This is a genomic window from Brevibacterium yomogidense (assembly GCF_900163715.1).
Lineage (GTDB): Bacteria > Actinomycetota > Actinomycetes > Actinomycetales > Brevibacteriaceae > Brevibacterium > Brevibacterium yomogidense_A.
Genome location: NZ_FWFF01000001.1, coordinates 507,616 through 520,493 on the forward strand (window position 1 = coordinate 507,616; position 12,878 = coordinate 520,493).

The 12,878-nt window shown below is 68.6% G+C and carries 8 protein-coding genes; 6 read left to right on the top strand and 2 right to left on the bottom strand.

The genetic code is table 11. The features are described from left to right. Window positions 1-3: 3 nt before the first annotated feature. Together FM105_RS02075 and FM105_RS02080 are read right to left on the bottom strand one after the other, a co-directional pair. On the bottom strand, window positions 4-2,694 hold the full coding sequence (locus tag FM105_RS02075; protein ID WP_087003905.1) for a DUF6049 family protein: 2,691 nt from the start codon (window positions 2,692-2,694) through the stop codon (window positions 4-6). Window positions 2,695-2,702: 8 nt separating this feature from the next. Next, complete coding sequence (locus tag FM105_RS02080) at window positions 2,703-3,203, bottom strand: NUDIX hydrolase (protein WP_087003908.1); 501 nt, start codon at window positions 3,201-3,203, stop codon at window positions 2,703-2,705. 182 nt (window positions 3,204-3,385) lie between these two features. Between FM105_RS02080 and FM105_RS02085 the strand changes: the two genes are divergently transcribed. The 6 genes from FM105_RS02085 to FM105_RS02110 all read left to right on the top strand — a co-directional run bounded on the left by FM105_RS02085 (window position 3,386) and on the right by FM105_RS02110 (window position 12,846). Continuing rightward, on the top strand, window positions 3,386-4,099 hold the full coding sequence (locus FM105_RS02085) for a HEAT repeat domain-containing protein (protein ID WP_087003912.1): 714 nt from the start codon (window positions 3,386-3,388) through the stop codon (window positions 4,097-4,099). 155 nt (window positions 4,100-4,254) lie between these two features. Then, window positions 4,255-5,361 (top strand): MerR family transcriptional regulator, encoded by a 1,107-nt coding sequence (locus FM105_RS02090; protein ID WP_087003915.1) that lies wholly within the window; start codon window positions 4,255-4,257, stop codon window positions 5,359-5,361. A 62-nt stretch (window positions 5,362-5,423) separates the two neighbouring features. Next, a complete protein-coding gene (locus FM105_RS02095) occupies window positions 5,424-6,887 on the top strand; it encodes a CCA tRNA nucleotidyltransferase (RefSeq protein WP_256970156.1) in 1,464 nt (487 codons plus the stop codon). Between the two features lie 123 nt (window positions 6,888-7,010). Beyond that, window positions 7,011-8,885, top strand: coding sequence for an AMP-binding protein (locus FM105_RS02100; RefSeq protein ID WP_087003919.1), 1,875 nt, complete (start codon window positions 7,011-7,013; stop codon window positions 8,883-8,885). A 203-nt stretch (window positions 8,886-9,088) separates the two neighbouring features. Continuing rightward, complete coding sequence (locus FM105_RS02105; RefSeq protein ID WP_087003922.1) at window positions 9,089-11,500, top strand: transglycosylase domain-containing protein; 2,412 nt, start codon at window positions 9,089-9,091, stop codon at window positions 11,498-11,500. A 245-nt stretch (window positions 11,501-11,745) separates the two neighbouring features. Beyond that, the gene (locus FM105_RS02110; RefSeq protein ID WP_373404765.1) at window positions 11,746-12,846 is read left to right on the top strand and encodes an IS30 family transposase; all 1,101 of its coding nucleotides are present in this window, start codon (window positions 11,746-11,748) and stop codon (window positions 12,844-12,846) included. Window positions 12,847-12,878 lie beyond the last annotated feature (32 nt).

Sequence of the window (12,878 nt, forward strand, 5' to 3'; positions counted from 1 at the left end):
TTCTCACCCGTCCTCTGCGCGAGCCACCGCCGCGTCGAGCTGATTCTTGGGGATCTTACGCCGCCCGCGGCGGATCGTCCTGAACAGGCCGCCCACCAGCACGAGGACCAGTGCAGCCCCGATCGCGATCGTCGCGGTGTTCTCCCAGTCCGCGCGCACACGGACCAGCAGCTCTGTGCTCTGCGGCAGCACATCGCCGTCGGCGGTGAGCAGTCGGACGGTCGAGTTGACGTCCGCGTTCGCCAGGCCGCGCACCGGGACCTCCACGCTGCGGGACTCCTCGGGTCCCAGTGTCACGATGTCGGTGACCTCCGTGCTGAGCTGCGGGGTGGGCGATTCGACGCGCAGGCGCACCCGCGCGCTCCGGTCGGTCGAGTTCTCGATGCGGACGGGGATCATCGCCTGCTCACCGGTGACGAGCAGCACGGAGGACCCGGGCTCCGGGCGCACGCCCTCCGCGATCCCCTCGACCCATCCGGTCGCGTGCTCGGTGCAGGTGTCCGCACGGTCCGCTTCGATGACGCCCGTGGCCGTGCACACGAGCAGTGCCCGTGCCATGTCACGACGCGTCGCCTCCGCATCCACGAAGGCGTGCGACGCCTCCGCACCCGCCGTGTACTGCTCCTGCAGCGATGCGAGGAGGGCGCTGGCACCCGCAGCCTGTTCCCCGGCATGGGCGTCGGCCTCGGCTCCGATCTCGCCGGGACCGCCGCTGCTGGTGCCGGACCGGTCTGCACCGGCCCCGTCGGAACCGGCACCCGCCCCGGTGGAACCGGCACTGGCCCCGTCGGAACCGGCCCCGCTCGTGTCCGCGACCTCGGGCATCTCGACGAGGGGGCCTCGGGCGACGGGCTCCGTGTCCATCAGGTGTTCGAGTGTGGCGCCCTCGACCCAGGGGGCACGGGAGAGATCATCCGCGAGGTCCGGCAGGCCGGTCCCGGCCGCTGTCCGCGGCAGGGTGAGGAGGAGCGAACGGGAGTCGAAGGGCCGTTCCGCGGTGATCGCGGCGGACAGGGCGAGGAACTGCCCCGGGGCGGGGGAATCGCCGGTGGAGTGGACCGCAGCCGCTTCGGAGAGTCCGGAATCGGCCACCAGACTCTGGAGGACGGTCGGTTCGCCCGCGGGGGCCGTGCCCGCCGGATCCTCGGCGGCACCGGGCTGGGCCCGGGCGCCGTCGACGGAGATCGCCGAGTTCGCCGAGGACGTGTACGAGGTGAGTGACGGCTGCTGGGTGTCGGAGAGGATCACGGTCTCTGCGCCGGCCTCCGCGATCGCGTTCAGGTCACCGGTGCGGACGGTCCCGGCCGCCGGCCACAGCACATCGGTGCGTCCTCCGAGCGTCGATTCGACGATCTCCCGGTCCCCGACCGCCGTCTCCGTGAGCGCGCTCATATCCGAGTGCCACAGCGAGGTGAGGTGGGCATCGGCCCATGGGAGGGCCATGATCTCGCGGTCCTGCGCCAGTTCCGTGACGTCCTCGTACCACTGCGTGAGGTGCGGGTAGGTCTCCTGGACCTCCTCACTGGGAGTGGTGGGCAGGTCGCCGGCATCCTGGGGTGCCGTCGTTCCGTCGCCCTCACCGTTCGCGTTCCCGCCGTCCGCGCTTCCGCCGTCGGTCTCCGCCGTGTCAGGGGTCTGCTCATCGTCAGGGGACTGCGCTTCTGCGCCGGGTTGAGGCGCATCGTCAGAGGCGGAAGCGTCCGGCGCCGGGTCTTCTCCGTCCGAAGCTCCTTCGCCCTCCGTGTCCTCCTCTGCCTCCGTGGTGAGGTCCAGCGCGGCGGTGACCGAGGCGAGCAGGCGCGGATCCACCGCGAGGACCGATTCCGGCAGCGTGTCCGCCGCAGTGATCACACGGCGGAGTGCGCCGGCGTAGTCGCCCGTGGCCTCGGGATCCGCAGCCTGTTCGAGCAGCTCGGGCTCGATGAGAGGTCCCCCGTCCGTGCTCGTCGCGTCGAGGGTGATGGGGAGGACCGTCGTCACCTCGGTGCGATCGATGCCGGGATCCGGGTGCCACACGGTGAAGGCGGGCGCGGTGGTGAGAACGCTGCTCGAGCTCGTCCCCGCAGGGTTCTCCGAGTCCGCCTCCGCGGTCCCGCTGAGCGTCGCACCCAGTCCGTAGGCGCCCCACGAGCTCACGGCGGAGCCGCCGGCCCCGAACTGATCTGCGGGGATCGTGAAACTGAACTCCGCCTGCTCCCCGGGGGCGACGGTCGTGGGGAGGTCCGGCACCTCGAGCGTCGGCTCGTCCGGTTCCGCGTCGTCCCCCTCGCTCTGGTCGTCGGGGTCGTCTGCCGGTTCGGGCGGTTCGTCATCGGAGCTCGCGAGCAGGACCGTCGCGGTCTGCTGATCGACCCAGTCGCTCACGTCGTCGCGCATCGTCATGCGGTTCGATGAGCGGACGATCTCCACGCTGCTCGGCGTGAAGTCCGCGGACGTCGGGTTGATGACGCGTCCGGTCACCGTGAGTGCTCCGTCGCTCTCCATCCACGGGCTCACCTCGTCCACGGTGACGTGAGGCGAGGCGGCAGGCTCTGCGGTGGGGGCCTCGGCGGCGGGATCGGGCTGCTGCTGGGCAGCGGCATCGGTGCCCCGGGCGAGCGGCGTCAGCGCCAGCGCGCACGCGGCCGCACCCGCGGCCCATCGCGCGAGGACGAGGCGGGGTGTGCGGGTGCGGCGGCTGGGAGCGGACGGCACAGGTGAGCTCAGCGCCGGTCGGTCTGCAGCATGGAGACCAGCGAGCGGGCCGCCGCGACGATGCGGCGCTCGTTCGCGAAGGAGAGCCGCTCACCCAGCTCGTCGAGCGGCACCCATGCCGCATCGACCGCTTCATGATCGGGGTCGTTCTCCACCGTGATGTCACCGCCGGTCGCGCGGAGGAGGAAGTGGTGGACCACCTTGTGGATGCGGTTGCCGGAGACGGAGAACCAGTAGTCGACGGATCCCAGGGGTGCGATGACGCTGCCCACGATCCCGGTCTCCTCCGCGATCTCGCGGCGCGCGGCCTCGGCAGAGGTCTCTCCGTCCTCGAGGTGGCCCTTCGGCAGGCACCACTCGAGACGGCCGGCCCGATTGATGCGGGCGATGATCGCGACATCCAGCGTGGGAGCCTCGAAATCGACGACGATGCCGCCCGCGGAGGTCTCCTCCGTGGTCGAGGAGCGCACCGGGAACGGCCCCGGCTTCGGCATCCTCGGTCTGGGCATGGGTCGTGACATGGTCATACTCTAACCAAGCGCTCTGGAGATCCCCTGAGGCCACGACGACCGGTGGGATCTCGTGTGCCGTGGTGACGGGTCAGCGCCGAACGTGAAGAGGCAGCGGATGTCCCTCCACCTTGACCCTTACACGGTGAGAGGGTCTTGGCTGGTCGCAGGAGGTGGTCGCGATGACCGAGTGGAATGCGTCACCGGAGGCGACCGGTGGGATGAGGGCGTCTGCCGTGGAGAGGCGACGTCAGGCGCTCGCCGCCGGCGATGGAGCGCTGCGGCTGCGGGCCGCGATGGATGCGGGTACCCGTCCGGATCCGACGGACGTGGAGGTGCTGGTCGAGCGCTGCCGCATCGAACCGGACTTCTTCGTCCGCGACATGCTCACGTGGTCCCTCACCCGGCATCCCGCCGACGTGACCGTGCCGCTCCTCGTGGCCGAGCTGGAGTCGGCCGTGCCGCAGGCGCGCAGCCAGGCGCTGCACACCCTGTCGAAGATCGGTGATCGCTCCGCCTGGCAGCACCTCACGGATGCCCTGCTGCGGGACGAGGACGACGATGTCGCCCGTGCCGCGTGGCGCGCCGCAGTGGCGCTGGTGCCGGCAGGAGCCGAGGCGACGCTCGCCGAGGTGCTGGTCACCCAGCTGGGACGCGGGGCCGCTGGTCCAGGGTCCACGGACGTGCAGAGGAGCCTCAGCCGGGCGCTGGTCGAAGTGGGAGACGCCGCCGAGGCGCCGCTCACCCGTGCGACGACCTCGCCTCACGAGGCGGTCCGGGTTCACGCCGAGGCGACGCTGCGGCTGCGGGACGATCCGGACGCCGGGTTCGCGGGTGCGCTCGAGGAGGCGAAGCGGGTGCGGGCGCTGGGCGCTGAGGGGCGCGAGCTCGGGTGAGTGAGAACGGGCGAACGACGAAGCGCGAACGACGAAAGGTGGTCGGCATGGTCACCCCCCGGGCATCGACAGAGCATTGACAACGTCGGGGTGCGTTCGGAGCATGGATGTCGTGGGCATCCGCTCGCCCCAGACATGCTGGCAGGAGGAGCCTGATGCGCATCGGTGAGGTGTCGCACAGATCCGGCGTGAGCGTGCGGATGCTGCGTCACTACGACGCCCTGGGTCTCGTGAGTCCCCAGGCGCGCACAGCGACCGGATACAGAGACTACGCGGAGAGGGACCTCCGGCGGATCCTCCACGTGGAGGCGCTGCGATCGCTCGGCATGGGGCTCGCAGACGTCGCCGAGGTACTCGAGGACGCTGATCCCCACGATCCGTCCGCGGTCCTCGACGAGCTCATCGAGCGCACCCGCTCTCGCATCGCTGCGGAGCAGGAGCTGCTGGGACGGCTCGAGCACACCCGATCCCGTGCGCCTGAGAGGTGGGTGGACGTCCTGCGCACGGTCGCCCTCCTGCGCGCGGTCCGGTCGGACGATCCGCGGGAACGACAGCAGGCTGCCCTCAGCCCGGACAGCACCCTGCCCGCCTCTGCCCTCGTCGAGGCCGCCCTCGCCGAGGACGAGACGAACACCGCCGGCGCGGTCCGCTGGGCTCTGGCGCGCGCGGCAGCGTACGACGACGCACCGCTGGCACTCCTTGAGGAGGCGCTCGGATCCGCGTCGGTGCAGGAGCGCCGCCGAGCCGTCGGCCTCCTGGCGGACCTGCCTGCTCTGGCGGACCGGCCTGGTCGTGACGCCATGACCCTCCTCGTGCGGGCACTCGTCGACACCGACGCCGAGGTCCGGTCCCGGGCGGCACGTGCGCTCGCCTCCCGGATCGGGGGCAGCACTGACGGGGCCCGAGTCGGCTCGGATCGCGCCGAGGCGGCAGTCGTCCTCCGCGACGAACTCGTGCGGATGATCGTCGACGGCGACCACGACGTCGAGGCGGCGGAAGGGCTGGCCGGTCTCGTGGCAGCGGGTGCGGCCACGACCTCGGCGGTGGTCGACGTGCTGTCCCAGCACATGCGCGACGGGGACACCTCGTCGGCCGGACGGCAGCGAGCGGTCCAGGCACTGGGCGAACTGCGGGGGCCTCGCGTGCGGGAGGCACTCAGCGCACTCACCGACGATGCGGACCCGGTCGTCGCCCGCATCGCCGCGTATGTGGCGGGCCGCTTGCCGCCGGACGGCTCTGAGTTCGCTCCCCGGTGCCGGTAGGCTTGTGCGCGCTCCGGGCCCCGCAGGGCCACGGACGACGGCACCGATCAGGAGGAGACTGCGTGGACGCAGCACAGGCGCACGCGAGGATGCTCGAGGCACTCGACGGACTCGCCCACGTCCTCGACCCGCTGGCGGAGAGGTTCGCAGCGCGCGGCTATGAGCTCGCGCTGGTGGGCGGCTCTGTCCGCGACGCGCTGCTGGGCCGCGACATGCCCGATCTGGACTTCACGACGGACGCCCGCCCCGACGACATCCTGGCCGTCATCAAGGGATGGGCCGACGCCCACTGGGACATCGGCAAGCGGTTCGGCACGATCGGCCTGCGCAAGGGCGACCGTCTCATCGAGATCACCACATACCGGGCGGAGCAGTACGACGCGGACTCGCGGAAGCCCGTCGTGGCGTTCGGCGACACCCTGGACGACGACCTCGTGCGCCGCGACTTCACGATCGGCTCGATGGCGGTCCGCCTCCCCGGCCGCGTGTTCGTCGACCCGCACGGCGGCCTCACGGACCTCGCCGCCGGCGTCATCCGCACGCCCGGCACACCGGAGGACTCCTTCTCCGACGACCCGCTGCGCATGATGCGCGGCGCCCGCTTCTCCTCGCAGCTGGACTTCGCCGTCGCCCCCGAGGTCCGCGAGGCGATGACCCGCATGAGCGAGCGCATCGACATCATCTCCGCGGAGCGCGTCCGCGATGAACTCACCAAGCTGATGACGGGACTGCGGCCGCGGGCGGGAATCGAGCTGCTCGTGGACACGGGCATCGGCGATCACGTGCTCCCCGAATTCGCCGCACTGCGCGATCAGCAGGACGAGCACAACCGCCACAAGGACGTGTACGAGCACTCGCTGACCGTCCTCGACCAGACCGTCGGGCTGGAATCCGCATACGCGGTGGACGATCCGGACGACCAGGACGACCCGTCCGCGTTCACGTCCCCGGACTTCATCGTGCGCTTCGCCGCACTCATGCACGACGTGGGGAAGCCCAGGACACGGCGGTTCGACGAGGACGGCGGTGTGACGTTCCACCACCACGACATCGTCGGCGCCAAGCTCACCTCCAAGCGGATGAAGGCGCTCACCTTCGACAAGGACACGACGAAGAAGGTCGCGAAGCTCGTGGAGCTGCACCTGCGGTTCTACGGCTACGGCGACGCCGGCTGGTCCGACTCCGCGGTGCGCCGCTATGTGACGGACGCCGGCGACCAGCTGCGGCGCCTCCACATCCTCACCCGGTCGGACGTGACGACGCGCAACAGGCGCAAGGCGCAGCGCCTGGCGCGGAACTACGACGACCTCGAACGGCGGATCGCGGCACTGGCGGAGAAGGAGAAGCTCGACTCCATCCGCCCGGAGCTCGACGGGAAGCAGATCATGGAGATCCTGGGGATCCCGCCCAGTCCGCTCGTCGGAGCCGCCTACCGCCACATGCTCGAGATCCGCATGGAGGACGGCATCGTCGGACCCGACGAGGCGGAGCGCCGACTGCGCGAATGGTTCGCGGAACAGGGTTGATCCCACCGCCGCCATGGACTGAACAGGCCTCCGACCTGGCCTGACGCCGTGACTGATACATTTGCCGCAGACGTCGTGCGTGTGCATCCCCACGCGGCTGCCGAAGGATTCGAAGGAGAACTCATGGCCACAGTCCAGTCCGCTGACAACGGTGCACCGCAGGCAGGATCGGCCGGAACCGTCACAGAGCAGTTCCGTGCGGTCCGCGACACCCTTCTCACCCACCGACTGGACATCGAGGCGGCCCGTGCCGACTTCGCGTGGCCGGAGTTCGAGCACTTCAACTTCGCCTCGGATTGGTTCGACCCCCTGGCGGAGGGGAACGTCGAGCCCGCCCTCTGGATCATCGAGGGCGACGGCAGTGAGCAGACCTGGTCCTTCGACCAGCTGCGCCGTCGCTCGAACCAGGTCGCGAATCTGCTCAAGCGCGCCGGTGTGCGACGCGGCAGCCGCGTCATGGTGATGCTCGGCAACCGGGTGGAGCTGTGGGAGACGATGCTCGCCGGCATCCGCCTGGGGGCCGTGCTGCTGCCCACCACCGTGCAGCTGGGCCCCAAGGATCTGGAGGACCGCGCGGTGCGCGGCGAAGCGGACTTCGTCGTCGCTGCGGTCGACGACGCCGCGAAGTTCGACGACGTGGACCGTGAGGTCGTGCGCGTCGTCATCGATGTGCCGGCCTCCTCCGCAGCCGCGGGTGAGGGGTCCGTGTCCTACGCGGACTCCGCAGCCGAATCCGACGAGTTCGAGGCCGACGGGCTGACCCGGGCGGACGAGCTCCTCCTGCTCTACTTCACCTCCGGCACGACGTCGAAGGCGAAGATGGTCGCCCACACCCACACCTCCTACCCCGTGGGCCACCTGTCGTCGATGTACTGGATGGGTCTGGAGCCCGGCGACCGCCACCTCAACATCGCGTCCCCCGGATGGGCGAAGCACGCGTGGTCGAACTTCTTCACCCCGTGGATCGCCGGTGCGTGCGTCGTCATCGTGAACTACGCGCGGTTCGACGCGGCAGAGCTCATGGACGTCATGGATCGTGTGGGCGTCACGAGCTTCTGCGCGCCGCCCACGGTGTGGCGCATGCTGATCCAGGCCGACCTCAGCACGCTGAAGACCCCGCCGCAGAAGGCGCTGGGGGCCGGTGAGCCGCTCAACCCGGAGGTCATCGCGATCGTCGAGCGCGCATGGGGCGTGTCGATCCGCGACGGATTCGGACAGACGGAGACGACCCTGCAGATCGGCAATCCCCCCGGCCACGCGATGAAGCCCGGGGCGATGGGTGTCGCCATGCCCGGCTACGACCCCGTCCTCATCGACCCTGCGACGGGCGAGGAGACGGCGGAGGGCGAGATCTGCCTGCGCATCGACCCGCGTCCCCTGGGCCTGACGATCGGCTACTGGGGCGACGAGGCGAGGACTGCGGAGGCGTTCATCGACGGCGTCTACCACACGGGTGACGTGGCGACGAAGGACGAGGACGGCGTCTACACGTACGTGGGGCGCGCAGACGACGTGTTCAAGGCCAGCGATTACCGCCTGTCCCCGTTCGAGCTCGAGAGCGTGCTCATCGAGCACGAAGCCGTCGCCGAGGCCGCGGTGGTGCCGTCGCCGGATCCGCTGCGCCTCGCGGTGCCGAAGGCCTACGTCGTGCTGCGCGGCGGGTTCGAGCCCACCGCGGAGACCGCCGAGGACATCCTCCGCTTCTGCAGGGAGAACCTCGCCCCGTACAAGCGGATCAGGCGCATCGAGTTCGCCGACCTCCCGAAGACGATCTCTGGGAAGATCCGCCGCGTCGAGCTGCGTGCCCGCGAGCGGGAGCTCCACGGAGACTCCGGAAGCGTTCCCTCCGCCGGTGCGGTGGTCGGATCCGGTGGGGCCGGATCGGCGGGAAGCGCGGGCGGACAGGGTGCCTCGGCGTCCGACAGCGGGGCTTCCGGGAGTGCGGAATCGGCGGTCCGGGAATGGGCTGACACGGACTTTCCGTCGCTCAAGGGGTGAAGCGCATCACGAGTTGATGTGATTCGGGCAGGTCGAGACGCATTCTGAACGCCAGGTGCGCGTTCAGGTGCTTACCATGAATGCGTGCTTGAATCGACGGGTTGTCAGCACGGTGAGCGTGCACTCGACTGCCGGGTCTCTCCCGCTGCAGCGATGTTCTGCTGTGTGATGACCCGTCCCACACTTCGACTGCGGAGGACTCCGTGACCCCACCCGAAACTCCTAGGCATGCCGGCTCGCAGGGCCGCCATCACAGCGGCTCGCCCGTTGCGAAGGCAGGTGCGAAGGCGAGTGCCGGCGCCGCCGCGACTGCGAGCGGGGCCAAGGGCGCGTCCTCACGGTTCTCCCGCTGGGTCGGCTACCCCCGCCCCGGACGGACCGGATGGCGCCGGTGGATCCCCGCACTCCGCCATTGGGCTGTCGCGCTGCTGCTCTTCGTCGCGCTGGGGCTGGGTGCCTTCGGCATCGGCTATGCGGTGACGGACATCCCGGAGCCCAACGTGGAGGCCGCGGGTCAGACCTCGACCGTCTACTACCAGGACGGTGAGACGGAAGTGGGGTCGTTCTCCGCGGAGGACCGGACCAACGTGTCGATCGACGAGATCTCTCCCGCCATGCGGCAGGCGGCGATCGCGGCGGAGGACCAGTCGTTCTATGAGAACCGCGGGATCTCGTTCCGCGGTCTGACCCGTGCTGTCTGGGGTGTCGTGACGGACGACTACGCGGGCGGTGGATCCACCATCACGCAGCAGTACGTCAAGAACTTCTACCTCACCAATGAGCGCTCCATCGACCGCAAGGTCAAGGAGATGTTCATCTCGCTGAAGATCGATCAGGAGCTCTCCAAGGACGAGGTCCTGGCGAACTACCTCAACACGATCTACCTGGGCCGCCAGAGCTACGGCATCGAGGTGGCTGCGAACAACTACTTCGACAAGCCGGCGAGTGAGCTCGACGTGGCGGAGAGTGCCCTGTTGGCGGCGATGATCCAGCGCCCCGGCGCGGCCGATCCCGCGGAAGAACCGGAGCAGTACGAAGACCGCTTCCGGTACGTGCTCGACGGAATGGTGAAGCTGGACTACCTCACCGAGGAGGAAGCTGCTGCGACGGAGATGCCGGACGTCGGAGAGAACCCGAAGGACAATCAGTACAAGGGCCAGAACGGCTACCTGCTGTCGACCGTCATGAACGAGCTGAAGTCCGTGGGCTACACAGAGGACGAGCTCAACCGCGGCGGCTATGACATCGTGTCGACCTTCGACGAAGGTGCGATGGATGCCGCGGTGGATGCGGTCGAGAAGCTGCCGGAGCTGAACGACGGCATGCACGTGGGCCTGTCGTCCGTCGATCCGGCGACGGGAGGCGTCGTCGCGATCTACGGCGGCGAGGACTATCTGGAGCGAGCGCAGAACACGGCCACCCAGGACACGGCGCAGGCGGGATCGACCTTCAAGGTCTTCACCCTCGTCGCGGGCCTGGAGAACGGGTTCCGCCTGACGGACTACTTCTCCGGCACCAGCGGGACGACGTTCAACTACGACGGCACTCCCTGGACGGTCCGCAACTACGGCGGCTCCACCTATGGGTCCGTGAGCCTGCTGCGTGCCACCCAGTCGTCGATCAACACCGCGTACGCGCAGCTGAACATCGAAGTCGGTCCGGAGAAGACCATGGACGTCGCGCAGCGCGCGGGCTTCCCGGACGACACTGTCGGCCTGGAGCCCAACGCGGCGAACGTGCTGGGCACAGCGAGCCCGACGGTCACGCAGATGGCCGGTGCGTTCTCGACGTTCGCAGCGGAGGGCGTGCATCACCAGGTCCACTTCGTCGATTCGGTGACTGATCCCGAGGGAGAGGTCGTCCACGAAGCGGAGGCGAAGGGCGACCAGGCGATCGACCAGGCCGTCGCGGCTGAGACCTCCTACGCGCTGAGCAATGTGGTGACCGGAGGCTCCGGTTCGTATGCGAACAACCTCGGACGCCCGGCTGCGGGAAAGACCGGTACGTCGCAGAACGCGTATTCGGCATGGTTCGCCGGGTACACCCCGAATCTGTCGACCGCCGTGTCGATCTTCCGTGAGGACGGGAACGGCAACCCGGTCGAGATCGGGCCGTACGGCGGTCGCGGTGAGATCACCGGAGGCTCCTTCCCGACGATGGTGTGGACCGATTACATGATCGGTGCGGTCGACGCGATGGATCTGCCGGTCGAGCAGTTCCCCGAGCGCGGTGAGCTGCCGCAGGTCGAGAAGCCGGCCAACGACTCCGGTGTTCCCGACCAGGCACCCGCCCCGGCCCCGCAGCCGCAGCAGCCGCAGCAGCCGCAGAACCCGGGCGGCAACGGGGGCGGTGGCGACGGAGACTCCTCCGAGGAGGACTCCGGAGACGACGCTCGTGAAGAGGAGCCCGAAGAGCCTGAAGAGGACGAGGGCGACGAAGACGAAGGCGACGACAGCGGCGGTGGCATTCAGCCCCCCGGCGATGATGAGGGCAACGATGGTGACGACGGCGGCGGTGGTGACAACGGCGGCGGAGGCGGTGACGACGGCAATGAACCGCCACCTGAGGAGGAACCGGAACCCGAACCGGAACCCGAACCGGGTTCAACTAACTGATCGCAGATAGTCACCTGAAGGTGGCCCCGCAGCACGCGGGGCCACCTTCGACGATTCACAGCCCCGTCCGCTAGCAGAACCGCCGAGAGCGCAACATCCGAGTGATTCCACGGCGCGGGTTCTAGGGGTGATCGCAACACCCCTAGAACCCGGAGGTGTGCGCGATGGCTGTCAATCGACCTGGGAAACTGCGATGGGCTGTGAAATACCCCGCAAGAGCCCAGCAAGCGTGGGATCTTTACCAGATGGGAACCACGCACAGCGAGATCAGCAAAGAAGTCGCTGCTCCACGTTCAGCCCTCCACGAGATGTTCCACACCGCAGGCGGCATCCGGCCCGCTCACCCGAAAGACCCGGATCGCTTCCTGTGCTTGGAAGAACGCTTCCGAATCAAGGAACTCCTGACCGAGAAGCACTCTCTACGGGCGATCGCGAGAATACTCGGCCGCAACGTCTCGACAATCTCCCGCGAGGTCAAACGAGGAAGCTATCGACCAGGCCGATCTTCCTATCGACCCACCCGAGCCCAGCGTGCGGTGTGGGAGAACCGCAGGCGTCCGAAACCGTTGAAGATCCCCTCCGACCCCGAGCTGCTGGCCCGAGTCCAGGCCGGTTTGGAGGAGAAGCTCTCACCTGAGCAGATCGTGGGACGATTGCGCCGTGATCATCCCGACGACCCGCGATTCCACGTGAGCCACGAAACGGTCTACAAAACGATCTACCTGCAGGCCAGGGGCGGGCTGAAGCGAGAATTGGCTGCCCTGACCCGCACCGGGCGCACGATCCGTCATCCGCACCGGAAGACCGGTGAGCGCCGCGGCAGGATCCGCGGGATGGTCTCAATCTGGGACCGACCTGATGAGGCTTTGGACCGATCGATTCCTGGCCATTGGGAAGGCGATCTGATCATCGGGAAGAACGGTCACTCCGCGATCGGCACGGTCGTGGAGCGCCACTCGAACTACCTTCTCCTGGTCCATCTGGAGCCGACGAAGAACCGCGTCGAGGCACTATCCGACGGGCTGGTGTCCAAGCTTGCAGAGTTGCCCGAGGCGCTCAAGCGCTCGTTGACCTGGGACCAGGGAACAGAGATGTACGCTCATCAACGAATCGCGCAGATGGCCGGTATCGACATCTTCTTCGCGGATCCTCATTCGCCGTGGCAGCGAGCGACGAATGAGAACACCAACGGTCTGTTGCGTCAGTACTTTCCCAAGGGCACTGATCTCAGCGTCCACAGCCAGATCGATCTCGACCACGTCGCCGATCAGATGAACCGCCGACCACGTCGGCGTCTGGAATTCGCGACTCCCTACGAAGTACTCTCAGACCACCTGTTGCGATGACCCGTTGAAACCGCCGGCTCGAGGCGTCCAGG